Annotated in this window: 20 protein-coding genes; 14 read left to right on the top strand and 6 right to left on the bottom strand. The window is 67.6% G+C overall.

Going from position 1 to position 18523, the window contains the following annotated elements; genetic code table 11:
• Positions 1 to 63: 63 nt before the first annotated feature.
• The 5 genes from KQ910_RS19830 to KQ910_RS19810 all read left to right on the top strand — a co-directional run bounded on the left by KQ910_RS19830 (position 64) and on the right by KQ910_RS19810 (position 6590).
• On the top strand, positions 64 to 909 hold the full coding sequence (locus tag KQ910_RS19830) for an ImuA family protein (protein WP_216964509.1): 846 nt from the start codon (positions 64 to 66) through the stop codon (positions 907 to 909).
• On the top strand, positions 827 to 2476 hold the full coding sequence (locus tag KQ910_RS19825; RefSeq protein ID WP_216964508.1) for a Y-family DNA polymerase: 1650 nt from the start codon (positions 827 to 829) through the stop codon (positions 2474 to 2476). The genes KQ910_RS19830 and KQ910_RS19825 overlap by 83 nt, the downstream gene beginning before the upstream one ends.
• 137 nt (positions 2477 to 2613) lie before the next feature.
• The gene (locus KQ910_RS19820; RefSeq protein ID WP_216964507.1) at positions 2614 to 2841 is read left to right on the top strand and encodes a FitA-like ribbon-helix-helix domain-containing protein; all 228 of its coding nucleotides are present in this window, start codon (positions 2614 to 2616) and stop codon (positions 2839 to 2841) included.
• Positions 2838 to 3278, top strand: a complete 441-nt coding sequence (locus KQ910_RS19815) for a type II toxin-antitoxin system VapC family toxin (protein WP_216964504.1) — start codon at positions 2838 to 2840, stop codon at positions 3276 to 3278. Before KQ910_RS19820 ends, KQ910_RS19815 begins: the two co-directional genes overlap by 4 nt.
• Before the next feature lie 3 nt (positions 3279 to 3281).
• On the top strand, positions 3282 to 6590 hold the full coding sequence (locus KQ910_RS19810; protein ID WP_216964502.1) for an error-prone DNA polymerase: 3309 nt from the start codon (positions 3282 to 3284) through the stop codon (positions 6588 to 6590).
• Between the two features lie 15 nt (positions 6591 to 6605).
• Here KQ910_RS19810 and KQ910_RS19805 read toward each other — a convergent pair whose 3' ends face one another.
• Positions 6606 to 6839: a DUF2798 domain-containing protein gene (locus KQ910_RS19805; RefSeq protein WP_216964500.1), complete on the bottom strand. Its 234-nt coding sequence runs from the start codon at positions 6837 to 6839 to the stop codon at positions 6606 to 6608.
• Positions 6840 to 6901: 62 nt separating this feature from the next.
• Between KQ910_RS19805 and KQ910_RS19800 the strand changes: the two genes are divergently transcribed.
• From KQ910_RS19800 to KQ910_RS19765, 8 genes are all read left to right on the top strand, one after another.
• A complete protein-coding gene (locus tag KQ910_RS19800; RefSeq protein WP_216964498.1) occupies positions 6902 to 8359 on the top strand; it encodes an amidase in 1458 nt (485 codons plus the stop codon).
• Between the two features lie 14 nt (positions 8360 to 8373).
• On the top strand, positions 8374 to 8901 hold the full coding sequence (locus KQ910_RS19795; protein ID WP_216964496.1) for an adenine phosphoribosyltransferase: 528 nt from the start codon (positions 8374 to 8376) through the stop codon (positions 8899 to 8901).
• A gap of 62 nt (positions 8902 to 8963) precedes the next feature.
• Positions 8964 to 10055, top strand: coding sequence for a M14 family metallopeptidase (locus KQ910_RS19790; RefSeq protein WP_216964494.1), 1092 nt, complete (start codon positions 8964 to 8966; stop codon positions 10053 to 10055).
• Positions 10052 to 11866 carry a patatin-like phospholipase family protein gene (locus KQ910_RS19785; protein ID WP_216964492.1) on the top strand — a complete coding sequence of 605 codons (1815 nt, stop codon included), beginning with the start codon at positions 10052 to 10054 and terminating at the stop codon, positions 11864 to 11866. The genes KQ910_RS19790 and KQ910_RS19785 overlap by 4 nt, the downstream gene beginning before the upstream one ends.
• A 70-nt stretch (positions 11867 to 11936) precedes the next feature.
• Entirely contained in the window at positions 11937 to 12320 is a 384-nt protein-coding gene (locus tag KQ910_RS19780) for an ArsR/SmtB family transcription factor (protein WP_216964490.1), read from the top strand.
• Positions 12301 to 12606 carry an SRPBCC domain-containing protein gene (locus KQ910_RS19775; RefSeq protein WP_216964488.1) on the top strand — a complete coding sequence of 102 codons (306 nt, stop codon included), beginning with the start codon at positions 12301 to 12303 and terminating at the stop codon, positions 12604 to 12606. The genes KQ910_RS19780 and KQ910_RS19775 overlap by 20 nt, the downstream gene beginning before the upstream one ends.
• Positions 12603 to 12974 (top strand): nuclear transport factor 2 family protein, encoded by a 372-nt coding sequence (locus tag KQ910_RS19770; RefSeq protein WP_369408397.1) that lies wholly within the window; start codon positions 12603 to 12605, stop codon positions 12972 to 12974. Before KQ910_RS19775 ends, KQ910_RS19770 begins: the two co-directional genes overlap by 4 nt.
• 13 nt (positions 12975 to 12987) lie before the next feature.
• Complete coding sequence (locus tag KQ910_RS19765; protein WP_216964486.1) at positions 12988 to 14208, top strand: MFS transporter; 1221 nt, start codon at positions 12988 to 12990, stop codon at positions 14206 to 14208.
• On the opposite strand, the gene KQ910_RS19760 is transcribed toward KQ910_RS19765, so the two are convergent.
• On the bottom strand, positions 14183 to 14593 hold the full coding sequence (locus KQ910_RS19760) for a DUF2000 family protein (RefSeq protein WP_216965790.1): 411 nt from the start codon (positions 14591 to 14593) through the stop codon (positions 14183 to 14185). The two genes, KQ910_RS19765 and KQ910_RS19760, sit on opposite strands and share 26 nt — an antisense overlap.
• A 34-nt stretch (positions 14594 to 14627) precedes the next feature.
• Here KQ910_RS19760 and KQ910_RS19755 point away from each other — a divergent pair, with 34 nt between their 5' ends.
• A complete protein-coding gene (locus tag KQ910_RS19755; protein WP_229600828.1) occupies positions 14628 to 15446 on the top strand; it encodes an AraC family transcriptional regulator in 819 nt (272 codons plus the stop codon).
• On the opposite strand, the gene KQ910_RS19750 is transcribed toward KQ910_RS19755, so the two are convergent.
• The 4 genes from KQ910_RS19750 to KQ910_RS19735 all read right to left on the bottom strand — a co-directional run bounded on the left by KQ910_RS19750 (position 15443) and on the right by KQ910_RS19735 (position 18485).
• Positions 15443 to 16657, bottom strand: coding sequence for an FAD-dependent oxidoreductase (locus tag KQ910_RS19750; RefSeq protein WP_216964484.1), 1215 nt, complete (start codon positions 16655 to 16657; stop codon positions 15443 to 15445). The two genes, KQ910_RS19755 and KQ910_RS19750, sit on opposite strands and share 4 nt — an antisense overlap.
• An 85-nt stretch (positions 16658 to 16742) precedes the next feature.
• Positions 16743 to 17567, bottom strand: a complete 825-nt coding sequence (locus tag KQ910_RS19745; RefSeq protein ID WP_216964482.1) for an SDR family NAD(P)-dependent oxidoreductase — start codon at positions 17565 to 17567, stop codon at positions 16743 to 16745.
• A gap of 22 nt (positions 17568 to 17589) precedes the next feature.
• A complete protein-coding gene (locus tag KQ910_RS19740; RefSeq protein WP_216964480.1) occupies positions 17590 to 18012 on the bottom strand; it encodes a MaoC family dehydratase in 423 nt (140 codons plus the stop codon).
• Between the two features lie 11 nt (positions 18013 to 18023).
• Entirely contained in the window at positions 18024 to 18485 is a 462-nt protein-coding gene (locus tag KQ910_RS19735) for a MaoC family dehydratase N-terminal domain-containing protein (protein WP_216964478.1), read from the bottom strand.
• Between the last annotated feature and the right edge of the window lie 38 nt (positions 18486 to 18523).

The following is an 18523-nucleotide window of genomic DNA, read 5'->3' as shown; positions in this document are numbered from 1 at the left end:
CCCGGTTTTGAGGCAATTAGAACAAAAGAAGAACATTTAATTCCATCAGCCTGCGAGGGGGCGATGCCGGTCATTTCCCCGAGTGCCCTTTCTTCCCCTGTTTCCAGGGCCGTTGCGGCCAACGATGCGGCCGCGTCGGTGCCGGCGGTCCTGCGCGAGAAAGTGCGCCGGCTCGAGAGGGCCAACAGCGCCCAGAGAAGAGGCCGGGCCGCCTCGGTGAAGCTGGGAATTCCCGCCATCGACGCCCTGCTGCCCGAAGGCGGCCTGCTGACCGGCGCCCTGCACGAGATCGAGGCCGGCCCCGGCCCTTCCGGTCGCGTGGCGCCGCACGACGGTGCTGCCATGGGTTTCGCCGCCCATCTTCTCGGCCGCTTCGGACCGGGCACGATCCTGTGGTGTCGCCATGCCTCGGGGCCCTCCGATGCCACACCCTACGCGCCGGCCTTGTCGTCCTGGTTCGATCCGGCACGCCTGCTGATGGTCATGTCGCGACGCGACGAGGATCTCTTCTGGGCGATGGAAGAAGGGCTGCGCTGCCCCGGCATCGCCGCCGTGCTGGGCGAGACGCGCGCGGCCGATCCCACGGCCGGCCGCCGCCTGTCTCTCGCCGCCGAAAAGAGCGGCGTCCCCGCCCTGCTGCTGCGCGCGCAGCCCGGACCGCCGCAAAGCGTGTGCGCGACGCGCTGGCGGATCATCTCCGCTCCCTCGGCCTCGACGCCGGGCCTCACCGACGTCGGCGCCGCCCGCTGGCGCGTGGAGTTGCGGCGCAACCGTTTCGGCACGCCGTCCGCCGACGAAATCCCGTCCTGGCTCGTGGAGTGGAACGATGAAACGCATTGTCTCGCTGTGGTTCCCCAAGCTCTCCACGGACCGGCTGGCGCGCGCTTCGAAGAAAGACTGGTCGGATAGGGCCGCCGCCACCGTCGTTTGGCACGACGGCTGCCCGCGCCTCGCCGCCCTCAATGCTCATGCCCGGGCCGCCGGACTCCGGCCGCGCATGCGGCTGGCCGATGCGCGTGCGCTCCTGCCCGATCTCGTCACGCAGGCGGGCGAGCCGCAGGCCGACCTTCGCCTGATCGAGGCGATCGCAGGCTGGTGCGATCGCTACACGCCGTGGGTAGCGATCGATCCTCTGGGCGGCGCGCTCGTCCCGGACATCGAAACCGCCTGCAGCGTCGGCGGATTCGGCGGCGATGCCGGCCTGCTGCTCGACGTGACCGGCTGCACGCATCTCTTCGGTGAGGGCGAGGCTGGCGAACGCGCGTTGCTGGCCGACCTGGTCACGCGTCTGGCCCGCCGCGATCTTTCCTGCCGGGCCGCGATGGCCGATACGGCCGGCGCCGCCTGGGCGCTGGCGCGCTTTGCAGAACGCCAGGCCGATCTCTTCTGCCCCTCGCGCGGCCAGCGTGATGCACTCGCCCCCTTGCCGGTCGAGGGATTGCGCCTCGATCCGCCGATCCTGGAAACCCTCCTGAAGCTCGGCCTGCGCCGCATCGGCGATCTCTACCCCATGCCGCGCGGGCCGCTCGTCCGCCGCTTTGGCGACCATCCGGTGCGCCGTATAGACCAGGCACTGGGCAGGCTCGACGAGCCGATCGAGCCGCGTCGCCTGCCGCCCGCTTTCCGCACGCGCCTCGCCTTCGCCGAGCCGATCGGCCGGGCCGAGGATATCGCCGCCGCGACCAGTCGACTTCTGGCAGCGCTGTGCCGACAATTCGAGCAGGCTGGCGTCGGCGCGCGCCAGCTCGAGATCGCGCTCTACCGCGTCGACGGTTCGGTGGACCGCACCTCGATCGGCACCAGCCGGCCCAACCGCGACAACCCGAAGCTGATGAAGCTGTTCGAGGAGAGGCTGGGCGAACTCGATCCCGGATTCGGCGTCGAGTTGATGATCCTCTCCGCGCCCGAGGTCGAGACCTGGAGCGGCACGCAGGATGCCCTGCCCGACCAGGACTCGCCCGGCATCGCCTCGGGCCGGGACGGTACGATCGATCTGGCCGACCGGCTGGCGCTGCGCCTCGGTTCGGAGAATGTCGTGCGGCTGCTAACCCGCGACAGCCACCTCCCCGAGCGCGTCCAGGTCTCGGCGCCTGTCTCTTCGAAGCCTGCCGTCGAGGGGGCGTGGCGCCGGATCGCGAACCTCAAGAATGCCCGGCCGACGCGCCTGCTGCAGCGGCCCGAACTCGTCGAGGTCACCGCCTTCGTTCCCGACGATCCGCCTTCGGTGTTCCGCTGGCGCCGGCATGCCCATCGTATCGTGCGCGCCGACGGGCCGGAGCGGATCGCTGACGAATGGTGGCGACCGCGGCCCGACGGCAGCCGCCCGCCCGCCGGCACCCAGCCACCGGTGCGCGACTATTACCGCGTGGAGGACGACGACGGCGGCCGCTTCTGGCTGTTCCGCGACGGGCCCTATCAGCTCGCCGCCAACGGCCAGCCGACGGCGCGCTGGTTCCTCCACGGTTTCTGCGCCTGAGGTTTCAGACTCCTCTCCCCCGCTAGGGGGAGAGGTTGGGTGAGGGGGTTACACGCGGTCACCGACGCCCCCTCACCTAGCCTCTCCCCCTAGCGGGGGAGAGGAACATGAAAGAGCTGAGTAAAAGGGAAAGAGACATGAACAAGCGCGGCACCACGCTCACCATCCGCGGCCTCGACGTTGCGATCATCGAGCGCCTGAAGGTCCATGCGCGCGCCAAGGGCCGGTCGCTCGAAGCCGACCTGCGCGACCTGCTGACCTATGCGTCGGGCCAGCCGTTGGTGCTCGATCCGCTGGAAGAGGCCGACCGCATCGCCGCCATGACGCCGCTCGCCGCCGTGGCACACATGGGAGGTGGCAAGTGATCGTCGTCATCGATCCCGGCGTCGCCATCAAATGGTTCGTCGAGGAGCCGCTGCGGCCGCAGGCGCGTTCGCTGCTGGCCAACCGGCACGAGGTGATCGCGCCCGATATCCTGATCGCGGGCGTCGCCGAGCTGGCATGGCAGAAAGCGACGCGGGGCGAGATCACGACTGATCAGGCCGAGCCGATCGTGCGCAACATCGCGCTGCCGTCGTTCATCTCGGCCTTCGTCGAATCCCCGAAGCTGCGCACACGAGCGCTCGCCATCGCGCTTCAGTGCGGCCGGCCGGTCCACGAGTGCTTCTACGCCGCCTGCGCCGAATCGGCGAAGGCACCGCTGGTCAGCTCCGACGAGGAATTCCTGCACGCGCTGGAGAGCGAGGGGATCGGCGTGCGCACCCTGCCGCTCGCCCGCATCCACGAACTCACCGCGTCGTGAGCCATGGACTACGCCGAGCTGCAGGTCACGACCAACTACAGCTTCCTGCGCGGTGGCTCGCACCCGCAGGAGCTGGTCGAACGGGCGATCGAGCTTGGTCATGGCGCCATCGGCATCACCGACCGCAACACGCTGGCCGGCGTGGTGCGGGCATTCGCGGCCTCGCGCCACGAAGAGAGGCCGAAGGATCCCGAGCATGACAGGATCAGGCTACTCGTCGGCAGCCGCCTCGAAACGCGCGACGGTTACTCTCTGCTCGTCTATCCGACCGATCTCGAGGCCTACAAGCGACTGTCCCGCCTGCTGACCCTGGGCAACAGGCGCACCGGGAAAGGCCAGTGCGACATCGGCTTCGATGACCTCGCCGAGCATGCCGACGGTCTGCTGGCGATCGTGCTGTCGCCTCGCCGGCCGGAGGAGCCCGTCTTTCTCGACCGAATGCAAAGGCTCGCGGCGCTGTTCGCCGGCCGCTGCTACCTCGCGGCCTCCATGCTTTATCGAGGGGACGATGCGCGCCGCCTCGCCCTCCTCGACGATCTTGCGAACCGCCATGGGATGAAGCTCGTCGCCACCAACGACGTGCACTATCACGCACCCGAACGGCGGGCGCTGCAGGACGTCGTGACGGCCATTCGCCTCGGCTGCACCGTCGAAACACTGGGTTTCCGCCGTTTCGCCAGCGCGGAGCGGCACCTCAAGTCTCCCGCCGAGATGGCGCGCCTGTTCCGCCGTCATCCGCACGCCATCGCCGCCACGCAGGAGATCGTAAAGCGCTGCTCCTTCTCCCTGCGGCAGCTCACCTACCAGTACCCTGTCGTCTACGAAGGCGGCGAGACGCCCATGGACAAGCTCATCCGCCTGACCTGGGAAGGCGCGGACTGGCGCTATCCAGCCGGCGTTCCGGAGAAAGTGAAAAGCACGATCCGAAAGGAATTCGCGCTCATCGATCACAAGAAGATCGCGCCCTACTTCCTGACGGTGCATGAGATCGTCATGCAGGCTCGGAAGCTCGGCATTCTCTGCCAGGGCCGTGGTTCGGCCGCCAATTCCGCCGTCTGCTACTGCCTTGGCATCACCTCGGTGAATCCCGATGAGACGGACGTCCTGTTCGAGCGCTTCCTGTCCAATGCCCGCGACGAGCCACCCGACATCGACGTCGATTTCGAGCACGAACGACGCGAGGAGATCATCCAGTGGATTTATGAGGAGAAGCATCGCTCGAAGGCTGCCCTGGCGGCCACAGTGATCTCCTTCAGGAGCCGCAGCGCCATTCGTGAAGTAGGCAAAGCGCTTGGTCTTTCACCCGACACGGTAGGCGTGATGGCTGACACGGTCTGGGGCATGGGATCGAGCGGTATAAAGGTCGAGCATGTGCGCGAGGCTGGCCTCGATCCGATGGATCCTCGCATCATGCTGGCCCTCGAACTCTCTTCGGCGCTGTGCGGCTTTCCTCGTCACCTTTCCCAGCATGTTGGTGGCTTCGTGCTGACCCAGGACCGGCTCGACGAGCTGGTGCCGATCCAGAATGCAGCGATGAAGGATCGCACCGTCGTCGAATGGGACAAGGACGATCTCGATGTACTGGAGATCTACAAGGTCGACGTGCTGGCGCTCGGCATGCTGACGGCGCTGCGCAAGAGCTTCGACCTCGTCGAGAAGCATTACGGAGAAAAGCTGAGCCTCGACATGCGGCCGGACGACAAGCACGTCTACGAGATGCTGTGCCGGGCGGATTCGGTCGGCGTCTTCCAGGTCGAGAGCCGGGCGCAGATGTCGATGCTGCCGCGCCTGAAGCCACGGGAATATTACGATCTCGTCGTCGAGGTGGCGATCGTGCGGCCGGGGCCCATCCAGGGCGGCATGGTTCATCCCTACCTGAAGAACCGGGCGAATCGCGACGCCGTCGTCTATCCCAAGCCTGAAATGAAGGCGGTCCTCGAACGCACGCTGGGCGTTCCGCTGTTCCAGGAACAGGCGATGCAGATCGCCATCGTGGGCGCCGGCTTCTCGCCGGAAGAAGCCGACAGGCTGCGTCGCGCCATGGCGACGTTCCGGCACAACGGCACCATCTACAAATTCAAGACGCCCTTCATCGAGGGCATGAAGAAGAATGGCTACGGAGAGGACTTCGCCGAACGCTGCTTCAAGCAGATCGAAGGCTTCGGCGAATACGGCTTCCCCGAAAGCCATGCCGCCAGCTTCGCCATCCTGGTCTACGCCTCGTCCTACGTGAAGCACTACTACCCGGAGGTCTTCGCCGCGGCGCTGCTAAACTCGCAGCCGATGGGGTTCTATGCGCCTGCCCAGCTGGTGCGCGATGCGCGGGAACATGACGTCGACGTGCGCCCGCCCGACATCAATGCCAGCGACCGAGACTGCACCCTGGAGCCGGGAAAGAACAATCGCTGCGCCCTGCGCCTTGGCTTGTGCCAGGTGACGGGGCTTTCCAGGGAGGCGGCCAATCAACTGGTCGTGCGCCGCGGCGCCATGCCCTACCGAGATCCCGCCGACCTGTGGCGGCGCAGCGGCCTCACCAAGCGGCAGATCGTGGCGTTGGCCCGGGCCGACGCCTTTGCGTCCATGGGACTGACGCGCCGTGACGTGTTGTGGGCGGTGCGCGGCTTCCCGGAGGGACAATTGCCGCTGCTCGACACGCAGCCGGAATCGCGCGACCTCGAACCTCCCGTCACCCTGCCGAGGCTCACCCTCGGCGAGCAGGTGGTGGACGATTACAGCAGCTTCTCCCTCTCCCTGCGTTCGCATCCGATGGAACTGCTGCGCGCGACCTTCGCGGAGCATGGGTTTTCCAGCACCGAAGCCTTGAAGACGGCGAAGAATGGCGCGCTTCTCACCCTGGCCGGCCTCGTGCTGGTGAGACAAAGGCCGGGCACCGCCTCGGGCGTGGTGTTCGTCACGCTGGAAGACGAGTTCGGCGTCGCCAACCTCGTGGTCTGGCCCAAGGTGTTCGAAGCCTATCGTCGCATCGTGATGGGGGCGCGACTGATGGGCGTGCGGGGCCGCATCCAGTGCGAGGGCGAAAAAGAATACAAGGTGATCCATCTCGTCGCCGACGAGGTGTGGGATCTCTCGGCCGATCTCGATTCGATCTCCGAGCTGGACCTGTTCCATCTGACCCATGGCCGGGGCGACGCCGTCCGTACGGATTCCGACGACCGGCGGGTGAAGACTCCGGAAGCCAACGCCACCCGTCACCGGTCGAGCCAGGGCGTTGCCGCCAAACCCGGTTACGACCGGAACCGCATCGCCCTCGACCGGCCGAAGATCAGGATCGCCTCACGCGACTTCCACTGAAGCCGCCGCCCCGTCCTACTTCGTCTCGATCAGGAACGAGAGCAGACGCCGCATCGTCGGCATCAGGAACAGCATGATCGGGAACGCGACTATCCACGACGCCATCCACGATTCCATCCAGCGGGCGACCATGCCCGGCTCGAGGCCGATGGCGCGGATCGTGGCGATCCCGGACACGAGGAAGGTCATCACGAAGGTCAGCGCCAGAGGCATGGCGATGTGCATCGTACGGGCGGGGAGTTTCTTCACGGCGTGCCGGACAATATGGTACGGGCTTAGACCTCGTCCATCCCCGTTGCGGAAGCCCTCCCATGTCCCTCGCCCTCCCGTTCCAGACCGCCAAGCAGCTCGCCGCTGCGGTCCGGAAGAAGAAGATCGGCTGCCTGGAACTGCTCGACCTCTATCTGAAGCGGGTCGAGGCCTATAATCCCGAACTCAACGCCATCATCGCGACCGACATCGAAGGCGCCCGCAAGCGCGCCAAGGCGGCCGACCGCGCGGTCAGGGCCGGCAAGAAGCTGGGACCCCTGCATGGCGTGCCGATGACCATCAAGGAATCCTTCGACGTCTCGGGCTTCCCCACGACCTGGGGCGATCCGGCCTTCAAGGACGAGGCCGTGACGCAAAATTCACTGGTCACGCAGCGCATGCTGGACGCCGGCGTCACCCTGTTCGGCAAGACCAACGTGCCGCTGAACCTCGCCGACTGGCAGAGCTACAACGAGGTCTACGGCTCGACCAACAATCCGTGGGATCTCGGCCGCACGCCGGGCGGCTCCTCGGGCGGCTCGGGCGCGGCGCTGGCCGCCGGCCTCACCGGCATCGAGGCCGGCAGCGACATCGGCGCCTCGATCCGCAATCCCGCCCACTATTGCGGCGTCTGGGGCCACAAGCCGAGCTGGGGCGTGGTCTCGCCCAAGGGCCATGCGCTGGCCGGCGCCGTGGCTTACGGCGACATCGGCGTGGTCGGTCCGCTGGCGCGCGGCGCCGAGGACCTCGAGATCGCGCTGACCGCGATGGCCGGACCCGACTCGATCGACGGCCGTGGCTGGACGCTCAGCCTGCCGCGCTCGAAGAAGACGAAGCTGCGCGACTTCAAGGTCGCGGTGCTGCTGACCGACCCCAATGCCGAGGTCGACGATTCGGTACAGGAGCAGATATCGAAGCTCGCCTCGTTCCTGGCCAAGAACAAGGTCAAGGTGAGCGACAAGGCGCGGCCGGCCATCGACACGGTCGAGCTGAACGACGTCTATATCCGCCTGCTGCGCGCGGCGACGTCGGCCCGCATGAGCGACGCGGTCTACGCGCAGGCCGTAAAGGACGCGGCCAGCCTGCCGGCCGACGACATGAGCTACTTCGCCCGGATGCAGCGCGGCAATTCGCTGCCGCACCGCACCTGGCTGCAGCTGAACGAGAAGCGCCACAAGATGCGCTGGGCCTGGGACGCCTTCTTCCAGGACTACGACCTGATGCTCTGCCCCGTCGCGGTGACAGCGGCCTTCCCGCACGACCAGGCGGGCCTGCGCCACAAGCGCACGATCATCGTGAACAACAAGCACGTGCCGGTGGTCGACCAGATCTTCTGGGCGGGCTACTCGGGCGTCACCTGGCTGCCCTCGACCGCCGCGCCGATCGGCCAGAGCAAGGACGGGCTGCCGATCGGCGTGCAGATCATCGGCCGGCAGTACGGCGACTACGAATGCATCCAGTTTGCCAAGCTGCTGGAGAAGGAATATCGCGGCTTCGAGCCGCCGCCGGCCTACAGCTGAACGCAGGAAGCAGAATGTCCAAGGATATGGATCTCAAGAAGCACATCCGCTCGATTCCCGACTTCCCCAAGCCGGGCATCCTCTTCTACGACATCTCGACCCTGCTCGCGCACCCCAAGGCCTGGCACACCACCATCGAGCGGCTGGCCGACCTGATCCGGCCGCACAAGCCCGATGTGCTGGCGGGGATCGAATCGCGCGGCTTCCTGCTGGCCGCGCCGCTCGCGCTGGCGCTGGGCACGGGCTTCGTGATGCTGCGCAAGAAGGGCAAACTGCCGGGCACGACCGTACGCCACACCTATGCGCTGGAGTACGGCACCGACACGATCGAGATCCAGCAGGATGCCGTACACAAGGGCGCGCGAGTCGTCCTTGTCGACGATCTTCTCGCGACGGGCGGCACGATGGCGGCCGCCGTGGAACTGCTGGAAAGCGTCGGCGCCGTGGTCCCGACGGCCGCCTGCATCATCGAACTCACCTTCCTCGAAGGCCGCAAGAAGCTGAAGCCGCCGGTCGAAACGCTGCTGCAGTACGACAGCTAGACCGCACGCACGGCCTCCCGCCCCGCCGCCAAACCGGCTAGCATGGCGGCGGGAGGAACCAGATGTTCTCAGTATCCGCGTGCTTCTCCGAAACCTATGCGGAGGCACGCCCCAAGTTCTGTGCAGCCGCGGCCGAGGCTGGCGGCGCCCTTCGCTCATGGCTCAACCCGAAGGCGCTCGGCCCCAACGGGGAGAGGCTCTTCCTGGATACGGCGCGCTTCGGCGCGGCCGATGCCGAGAACATGCTCGTGCTGATCGCGGGAACGCACGGCGTCGAAGGCCATTGCGGCTCCGGCGCCGAGATTGCGTGGCTGAAGTCGGGCGGTCCGGCGAAGCTGCCAGCGAAAACCGGCGCGCTTCTGATCCATGCCCTCAACCCCTATGGCTTCGCGTGGACGCGGCGCGTCACCGAGGACAATGTCGACCTCAACCGCAACTTCGTCGACCATGACAAAGGCTATCCCAACAACGACGGCTATCTGGCCATCGCCGACGCCGTGCTGCCCAGAACCTGGGATGACGCCAGCAAGGCCGAGACCGAGCGCGTGTTCGCGGCCTATGCCCAGAAGCACGGCGCGTTCGGCCTGCAGGGCGCGATCAGCGGCGGCCAGTACACCCATCCCGACGGCATCTTCTTCGGCGGCAACGCGCCGACCTGGAGCAACCGCACCGTGCGCGCCGTCGCGCGCGAGGAGCTGTCGCGGGCCAGGCGCGTCAGCATCATCGATTTCCATACCGGGCTCGGCCCGTTCGGCCACGGCGAACTGATCTGCGCGGTCTCGCCCGCCGCCAAGTCTTTTGCGCGCGCCAAGGCCTGGTACGGCGACGAGATGACCTCGCCCGAAGGCGGCACCTCGACCTCGGCGGTCGTGGTCGGCGTCATGACAGATGCCTTCCCGCAGGAATTGCCGGATGCCGAAGTCACGCCCGTCGCGCTGGAATACGGCACCTACACGGTGCCCGAGGTGTTGACCGCCGTGCGTGGCGACAACTGGGTGCATCATCGCGGCGATCTCGGCTCGGAGCAGGGCCGTGCGCTCAAGGCCGACATGAAGGAGCGCTTCTTTCCCGCCGGCGACAAGTGGCGGGAGATGGTGTGGACGCGTGCCGAGCAGACGATCGGCTGGGCGCTGAAGGGGATGGCCGGGGGATGAGCCTCGCCGAGCCGAGCGGGGACACGGCGAGGCTGCGACTGCAGAAGGTCCTGCAGCAGACACCGCTGTTCGCCGACCTCGATGCCGAAGCCCTGAAACGCGTCGAGCACGAGCTGACGCTGCTGGTGCTTCCGGGCGGCGCATCGCTGTTCCGCGCGGGAGAACCCGCCGATGCCGTCTACGTCGTCACCAGCGGCTGCCTCGGCGTCTTCCGCCACGAAGAGGAAAGCGAGGCGCGCGAGCCGTTGCTGATCGCCGAGGTCCCTCCGGGCAACCTGGTCGGCGAGATGTCGCTCCTGTCGCAGGGCAAGCGCACGCGCAGCGTGGCGGCGCTGCGCGACAGCGAAGTCTGGCGCCTGCCCCAGACCAGCTTCACCGCCCTCACCTCGAATCACCCCGAAGTGTTGCCGGCGCTGATGCGAAGCGTGGTCTCCCGCAACGCGGTCGACGCCGGCAAGCGCCGCCGCCAGCCGCGTACCTTCGCCATCCTGCCGAGCGGACCCGACATCCCGGCGGCCCGCTTCGCGGTCCTGCTGGCCAACGCGCTGGGACGCATCGGCACCCAGGTGCAGATGCTGGGATCGGAGTCCCTCGACCAGGAGCCGGAATGGTTCGCGCGCTGCGAGATGGAATCCTCGTTCGTTCTGTATCGTGCCGATCCGACGCTGACGCCCTGGACCGAACTGTGCCTTCGCCAGGCCGATTGCCTCGTCGTGATCCGCAATGCCGACAACGACCATCCGACCAGGGTTCCGTTCGAGATCGAGACGGCACAGAGCGGCGCGGTGTTCCACCGCCGCCGCGAACTGGTGTTGCTGCACGAAGGCCAGGATCCCCGCGCCGGCTCGACCGCTCCCCTGCTAGCGGGCGGCCTCTACGGCAACCACCATCATGTCCGGCTCGACATCCATGCCGACGTCGACCGGCTGGCACGCCTGCTGACCGGCCATGCGGTGGGCGTGGTCATGGCCGGTGGCGGGGCGCGCGCCTTCACGCATATCGGCGTGGTCAAGGCGCTGCGCCAGTGTGGCGTGCCGATCGACCTCGTGGGCGGAACCAGCATGGGTGCCATCGTCGCGGCAGGCGTGGCCTCGCGCTGGAACGACGAAGAGCTCGATGTGCGGTTCCGCCGGGCCTTCGTCGACAACAATCCGCTCAGCGACTACACGGTGCCGCTGATCTCCCTGTTCGCCGGCCGCCGCGTCACGCGCCTCCTGCGCATGGCGTTCGGCGAGAAGGACATCGAGGACCTGATCCTTCCCTACTATTGCATGACCGCCAACCTCACCACGTCCAAGGCCGACATCCACACCGTCGGGCGGCTGTGGCGGTGGCTGCGGGCGTCGGTCTCCATCCCGGGCGTGATGCCACCCTTCAACGAGGCAGGCGAAGTGCATGTCGACGGCGGCGTGATCGACAATTTCCCGGTGCGCGCCATGCAGCGCCTCGGCCGCGGCGTCACCGTCGGCGTCGACATCGACACCGGCGGGGCCCTGGCCGCCGGCGATGGCGTGATGGAACCCTGGTCGGCGTGGGAGTTCTTCAGCCGCCTCATCTGGAAGCGCAACGAGACCCTGCCCATCCCCTCGATCGTCCGCATCCTGCTGCGTTCGGCTCTGGTCGCGAGCACGTCGCGGGCCGCCGAGGATCGCGGCGCGGCCGAACTCCTGATCGTGCCGCCGATGACCCACATCGACCTGCTCGACTGGACGAGCTTCGACGCGGCGATCGAGCTCGGCTACCGGACGACCATGGAAGGTCTGGAGAAGGCCCGTACCCTTCCGGTGGGCGCACGGCTGTTCCTGTCGTAGGGCGACATCGCTTGACAGCGCGCCGACGGGCTTCTCTATTTTACCCTATGGTTAACAAGACAGAGCGCCGATGACCCAGGCAAGCGACCGGCTCGATGCGACCTTCTCGGCTCTCGCCGATCCGACCCGGCGGGCGATCCTGGCGCGCCTCGCCCTCGGCGAGACCTCGGTCGGAGACCTGGCCCAGCCTTTCGACATGTCCCTTCCGGCCATCTCCAAGCATCTCAAGGTGCTGGAACGCGCCGGCCTGATCGCCCGCGGCCGCGACGCCCAGCGCCGTCCCTGCCGCCTCGCCGCCGAACCGTTGCAGGAGGTCTCCGACTGGGTCTCGACCTACCGCCGCTTCTGGGAGCTGCGGCTCGACCGGCTGGAAGCCTATCTGCAGGAAGCGCAATCCGCCGTGCCGCCGTCGCCCCGGCAAAGGAAAAGGACCGATGCCCGCAAGCGCCGGTGACTCGCGCCTCCCGGCGCGCCGCGAATTCACCCTGAACCGCCTGCTGCCGGCGTCGCGCCCCGTGGTTTTCCGCGCCTTCGTCGAACCGGAATGCATGAAGCAATGGTGGGCGCCGCGCGGCTTCCACGTCCTCTCCTGCGCCCTCGACCTGCGCGAGGGCGGCGCCTGGCGCATGCGCATCCGGTCCGACGAGACCGGGGCGATCCAGACAGAGGTCGGCACCTGTCGCGAGATATCCCACTATGTCCCGCATCTTCGAGACGGGACGACGGAGGAACGATCGTGACCGACGACACATCCGCCCGGCATCTCTCCGTGCTGCACGATCTCAACCATCATTTCGTGCGGTCCGTCGCCGAGGCCGACGTCCAATGGTTCGACCGGCACCTGTCGCGGGATTTCCACAACACCAACCCCGATGGCACGCTGATCGACCGCGCGGCGTTCCTGGCACAGATCGGTCGCGGCTCGCCGGTCACGGGGCTGCACGAGCACGACGTCAAGATCCGCCTGCTGGGCGACTTCGCGATCATCCATGCCCGAACCAGCTACACCAGGCCGGACGGCAACCCGGGCCGGGGCTGGTACACCGACGACTGGCAGTTGACGCCGGAGGGCTGGCGTTGCGTATCCGCCCACGTCAGCCGCTCCTGAACGCGCGCCCCGCATGTCCGTGACCGCGGCCGCCGATACCTCGCCGGCCGCGTGGCGCGTCGTCTTCGCGTGCTTCGTCTCCGCCGTGTTCGCCTGGGGCTTCGGCTTCTATGCGCACGGCATCTATCTCGTTGAGCTGCAGCGGGCCCATGGCTGGTCGACGGGCTTCATCTCGTCGGTCGTCACCGCGCACTATGTTCTAGGCGCCTTCCTGCTGCCGCGCATCGCCGAGGCGATCGGCCGCTTCGGTCCGAGGACCGTGTTCCTGGCGGGCCTCTCGATCACCACTTCGGCGCTGCTGTTGCTGCCATCGGTCACGGAGCCCTGGCAACTGGTCGCGCTCTACGTCGTCATGGCGCCGGGCTGGAACGCGACCAGCGTCGCGCCGATCGCCGCCACCGTCGGACAGTGGTTCGACCGCAAGCGCGGGCTCGCCCTCAACCTCGCCCTGAGCGGCGCGACGGTTGCCGGTCTCGCGGTCACTCCGGTCCTGCTCGCGGCGATTCCGGCGCTCGGGTTCGCCAGGGCGGAGCGGCTTCTCGTGCTGATCGGCATCGTCATCGCCGCCGGCACCGTCGCCCTGTTCGTGCGCAGGGGCCCGCTGTCGCCCAAGACGTCGGCTGTACGGCCTAAACGTCTGGCACCGCTGCGGCAGTGGCATTTCTGGAGCATTTCCGCGCCCTTCGCCTTCGTGCTTCTCTCCCAGGTAGGCTTCCTCACCCATCTCGTACCGCTGGTGAGCGCCCGCGCCGAAAGCGGCGGCCCGGCGGTCGATCCCGCGCTGGCCGTCGGCATCAACGCCGTCATGGCACTGGTCGGCCGTCTCGTCCTCGGCCTCGTCATCGACCGGCTCCAACCCCGGCGCGCCTCGGCGATCTGCTTCCTTGTCCAGGTCGGGGCCATCGCGGTGCTGGCCACGGCGCACGCGCCGCTGCTGGTCTACAGCGCCTGCGCCGTCTACGGACTCTCGGTCGGCAACAACATCACCCTGTCGCCGATGATCGTGCAGCGCGAATACACACTCGACCAGTTCCCGGCGATCGTCGCGCTTTCCACCGCCGTCGTGCAGACCCTCTATGCCTTCGGGCCGGGCCTGCTCGGCATCCTGCGCGACGCCTCCGGCGGCTACGGCCTGCCGCTGGTTGTCTGCATGGGCCTCAACCTCGCGGCGGCGGTGCTGATCCTGACGGGCGCGCGGCGGCTCCCCGCTATGACAGGAACTTCAGACCGTTGACGACCTTGTCGACGGCCTTGCGCGGCCCATGGACGCCGATGCCGACGAAATTCATCGCCTCGACCGGGGCCGCGGCCACGGCGGCGCGGTTGTCTGCGTCGTTGGTCGTGGCGAACATCGGCTCGATGTAGATCGCCGGCACCAGCTCGCGGGAGAGCGCGCGTTGGTGGGTGCGCTGCAACTCCTCCAGCGTCGCGCCATAGACGAAGACCGGTTCGCGGATGAGCGCCGTGTAGGCCCGTCCGTTCGCATCGAGATACGGCTCACCCATCAGGTGGGCATGGGTTCCGGCGAGACCGCCGGCCAGGAAGGCCGCGACATTGGCCGTCTGCCAGGCCGCCAGGTCCTTGCGAAGCACGAGCGCTGTCTTGGTTTCGTAGATCATGACACCCATATGGGGCATGCTGCGAACCGCCGTCTTGAACATTCGTGCAATGAACGCCGACCAGATCCGCCTCGACCGACCGACCGCCGGCCTGCAGCGCCTGGCGGCGCGCTTCGGCGGGCATGCCTACGATCTGCATCGGCACGAGACCTACGGCATCGGTCTCACCCTCTATGGCGTACAGCAGTTCCACTATCGCGGCAGCCTGCGGGCCAGCCATGGCGGGCAGGTGCTGGTTCTGCATCCGGACGAACCGCATGACGGCCATGCCGGCGAGGGCGGCGCCTTCGCCTACCGTATGCTCTATCTAGACCCGGCGGCCGTCTCGGAAGCGCTCGACGGCGCCGGCCCGCCCTATGTCGCCGACGCCGTCGCCCGCGACGAAGCCATGGCCAGCGCCGTCGCCGAGGCTTTCGTCGATTTCCCGCAGGCTCTCGAACCGCTGGCCGTCGACGCACTGGTCGGCCGCTTCGCCGATCTGCTGGCGCGGCGAAGCGACGGCCCTCCGCGCAGGCGCCGGGGCAGTGTGGCGCTGCGAGCGGCGACCCGGGCGCGCGACTTTCTGGTGGCGGAGGCTCACCGCGTCGTGGGGTCGGACGAACTCGAGCAGGTAAGCGGGCTCGACCGCTTCAGCCTGGCCCGCCATTTCCGCGCGGCCTTCGGCACCTCGCCGCATCGCTTCCAGGTCGGGCAGCGCCTGATGCACGTACAGGCGATGATCGCGGAGGGCACTGCCCTCTCGGAAGCCGCCGCCGCGGCGGGCTTTGCCGACCAGAGCCATCTCACGCGGCATTTCTCTGCCCGTTTCGGCGTGACTCCCGGCCGCTGGGCGAACCTGTCGCGACGAACCTAAAGTCGATACCGGCCGTCGGCGTCGAGCGACTCGCTCGACAGCCAGCCGCGCCGCAGGCCCGCCAGAATGCTCGTCATCATCGGCCGCAAGACCGGCGCCTGACAGGCATGGCGCATCGTGAGATCGCGGAGCCAGCCGAGCACCTGCCCCTCGGACTGGAACAGCGGCGTCACGAGGTGGCTGGCGCGCCGATAGAAATGGCTGGGCGGTCCTCGCCGCCGGGCAAAGAGGTTCATCGCCTCCGCAAGGTCGCCCGCTTCGGCGAGGCTGCGCCCGAGCGCATGGGCATCGAGCAGGCCGAGATTGGCGCCCTGCCCGAGCTGCGGACTGGTGCCGTGCGCGGCGTCGCCCATGAACAGGACCGGACCCTCGTTCCAGCGCGGCAGGGCGACGTGCCGGTAGGTCGCGCGGAAAAAGTCATCGGCCGCGACCGCGTACTCGATCGTCGGCCCGGCTTCCGGCCACAACCACAGCGCCTCGTCCCGCACGGATTCGAGATCGAGGGGAAGATGCGCGGCGAGATCGGCGGCAGGCAGGCTCCAGAACATCGTGAGCTTGTCCGGCGCCACCGGCAGGAGGCCCATCATGATCGTCGAGCCGGCAACCCGCTGGCGCAGGAGCCCGGCGGCGCCGAATGCCTGGCTATCCTGGACCGTCGTCCAGATGCAGCCCCACGGGTAGAGCGGTGCGCGCGACCCCGGCATCACGCGCTCGCGCAGGAGCGAGTGCGCACCATCGGCAACGATCAGCAGGTCGAACGGGCCATGGCGTCCTCCCTTCGTATCGGCGGCGACCGCCCGCGCACCGTCGCGAACGACGTCGACGATCTCGGTGTCGGTGACCAGGCGGGCACCCGACGCGAGCAGACGATGGTGCAGAAGGTCGAACAGGACCGACCGGTGGATGCCCAGTCCGAACGCCGCCGGGTGCAGGTCGCCATAGGCGAGGTCGAGAACGGGGCGTCCCTTCTGATTCTCGCCGAAGAGCCCGTCGATGCGCGCGCCCGCCGTCCGGGCGGCCTGTTCCAGCCCGAGAGCGCGCAGTACGGCGAGGCCGGTAGGCTGCAGCAGCAAGCCGGCGCCCACCGGTCGCGGCTCCCGGAAGCGCTCCAGCACGGTGACGCGGTGCCCCGCATCGGCCAGAAAGCTCGCGGCCGCCTGACCGGCGACGCCGCAACCCACGATACCGACCTCAAGGGACCTCAGCGCCATGCGGTCATCCTAGCCGGGAAACCGGTCCAACGAAAAAGGGTGGCCCGCGGGCCACCCTTCGATCTTTCGCGCCGCAGGGCCGCGGTCAGAGACCACCGTTTACGACCAGGCATTGGCCGCTGACATAGTCGCTGTCGGGGCTGCAGAACAGGTAGACCGAGCCCGCCGCTTCCTCGGGCAGGCCGCCACGGCCGAGCGGGATCATCTGGTTCATGGCGGCGATACGGCCGCCCTGGACGCCGATCTTCACCGTGCGGCCCTGGACCTCGATCTCGCCGGCCTCGCCCTGGGCAAGCGGCTTGGTGAGGCGCGTCTGGATGTAGCCGAAGGCCACGGCGTTGACGGTGACGTCGTAGCGGCCGAACTCCTTGGCCAGCGTCTTGGTGAGTCCGATGATGCCGGCCTTGCCCGCCGCGTAGTTCGACTGGCCGGCGTTGCCGTTGACGCCCGAGGTCGAGGAAATGTTCACGACCTTGCGGACGACGCGCTTGCCTTCGGCCCGCTCCTTCTCGACGGCGGTGCGGAAGTGCTGCTGGAAGGCACGCAGAACACGGAACGGCGCCGTCAGGTGGACGTCGAGGATCGCGTACCACTGCTCGTCGCTCATCTTCTGGATGACCGAGTCCCAGGTGTAGCCGGCATTGTTCACGACGACATGGCAGTCGCCGAACGCGTCGACCGCCGTCTTGACGATGCGATCGCCGAAGTCGGGCTTGGCGACGTCGCCGTTGCAGGCCACCGCCTTGCCGCCCATCCTGATGATCTCGGCGACCGTCTCCTGCGCCGGCGCATCGTCGATATCGTTGATCACGACGCTGGCGCCGTCGCGCACCAGACGCAACGCGATTTCCTTGCCGATGCCGCGTCCCGAACCGGTGACGATCGCCACCTTGCCATCCATCTGACCCATGTCGTTCTCCTGGAACCCTGACTTAATTCAGCGCGACCGTGGCAGAGCCCTGGAGCGTGTCCTGGCCGTTCTGGTTGGTGCACTTGACCTCGAGATCGACCAGCGTCTCGCCGTCCTTCTCGCGCTTGCCCGTGACCTTGCCGCTGACGGTGATGACGTCGCCGACCCAGGTGATCGAGGTGAAGCGCGTGCCGAGGCCGCGAACCTGCTTTTGCGGCACCCAGCTCGTCACCAGGCGGCCCAGGAAAGCCATCGACAGCATGCCGTGGGCGAACACGTCCTTGAAGCCGAACTTCTTCGCGAAGTCGATGTCGACATGGATCGGGTTATGGTCGCCCGAGCCGCCGCAATAGAGGGCGAGCTGGTGGCGGCTGACCGGCGGCAGTACCAGCGGCTTCAGTTCGTCGCCGACCTTCACGTCGGCAAATTTCGGAGCGGTCGTCATGATTGCCTCCCTCACTTCTTGCCTGCGTCGGGGTTGCGCACGACGGTGACGCCGCGGCCCTTGGCCAGCAGCTTGCCCGCCTGGTCCTTCATCTCCATCTCCTGGACGACGAACCAGAGCGCGCCGCCCTTCTTGTCGTAGATGTCGACGACCTTTTCCTGGCAGGTGACGACGTCGCCGACCACCACCGGCGCGAAATACTCGAAGTGCTGCTCGCCATGCAGGATCAGGCCGATATCGACGTTGAGCAGGCGCAGGAGCCCGCCTTTGTTGGGATCGTCGGCCTGCAGCGCGCGCAGAAAGGTGAGCGGCGCGGTGATGCCGCGGTAGCCCGCCGCCTTGGCTGCGACTTCATCCGAATAGATCGGATCTTCCTCGCCGATGGCCTTGCAGAACAGCTTGATCTTGCCTGCCTCTACGGCAGCGGTGAACGGCGCGAACTCATGGCCGATGAGCTTCTTGTCGAGCTCCATGAATGTCTCCTCCGGAACGTGTGCAAAGAAAAGCCCTC

The sequence above is a fragment of the Reyranella humidisoli genome, assembly GCF_019039055.1.
GTDB classification, from domain to species: Bacteria; Pseudomonadota; Alphaproteobacteria; order Reyranellales; family Reyranellaceae; genus Reyranella; species Reyranella humidisoli.
This window is presented reverse-complemented; position numbering and strand designations above follow the sequence as displayed.

Coding starts and splice junctions, on each gene's coding strand:
- KQ910_RS19795 (WP_216964496.1), top strand. CDS start 8,374: ATGTCCAAGGATATGGATCTCAAGAAGCACATCCGCTCGATTCCCGAC.
- KQ910_RS19780 (WP_216964490.1), top strand. CDS start 11,937: ATGACCCAGGCAAGCGACCGGCTCGATGCGACCTTCTCGGCTCTCGCC.
- KQ910_RS19785 (WP_216964492.1), top strand. CDS start 10,052: ATGAGCCTCGCCGAGCCGAGCGGGGACACGGCGAGGCTGCGACTGCAG.
- KQ910_RS19800 (WP_216964498.1), top strand. CDS start 6,902: ATGTCCCTCGCCCTCCCGTTCCAGACCGCCAAGCAGCTCGCCGCTGCG.
- KQ910_RS19810 (WP_216964502.1), top strand. CDS start 3,282: ATGGACTACGCCGAGCTGCAGGTCACGACCAACTACAGCTTCCTGCGC.
- KQ910_RS19740 (WP_216964480.1), bottom strand. CDS start 18,012: ATGACGACCGCTCCGAAATTTGCCGACGTGAAGGTCGGCGACGAACTG.
- KQ910_RS19745 (WP_216964482.1), bottom strand. CDS start 17,567: ATGGGTCAGATGGATGGCAAGGTGGCGATCGTCACCGGTTCGGGACGC.
- KQ910_RS19750 (WP_216964484.1), bottom strand. CDS start 16,657: ATGGCGCTGAGGTCCCTTGAGGTCGGTATCGTGGGTTGCGGCGTCGCC.
- KQ910_RS19765 (WP_216964486.1), top strand. CDS start 12,988: ATGTCCGTGACCGCGGCCGCCGATACCTCGCCGGCCGCGTGGCGCGTC.
- KQ910_RS19830 (WP_216964509.1), top strand. CDS start 64: ATGCCGGTCATTTCCCCGAGTGCCCTTTCTTCCCCTGTTTCCAGGGCC.
- KQ910_RS19790 (WP_216964494.1), top strand. CDS start 8,964: ATGTTCTCAGTATCCGCGTGCTTCTCCGAAACCTATGCGGAGGCACGC.
- KQ910_RS19760 (WP_216965790.1), bottom strand. CDS start 14,593: ATGATCTACGAAACCAAGACAGCGCTCGTGCTTCGCAAGGACCTGGCG.
- KQ910_RS19825 (WP_216964508.1), top strand. CDS start 827: ATGAAACGCATTGTCTCGCTGTGGTTCCCCAAGCTCTCCACGGACCGG.
- KQ910_RS19820 (WP_216964507.1), top strand. CDS start 2,614: ATGAACAAGCGCGGCACCACGCTCACCATCCGCGGCCTCGACGTTGCG.
- KQ910_RS19735 (WP_216964478.1), bottom strand. CDS start 18,485: ATGGAGCTCGACAAGAAGCTCATCGGCCATGAGTTCGCGCCGTTCACC.
- KQ910_RS19775 (WP_216964488.1), top strand. CDS start 12,301: ATGCCCGCAAGCGCCGGTGACTCGCGCCTCCCGGCGCGCCGCGAATTC.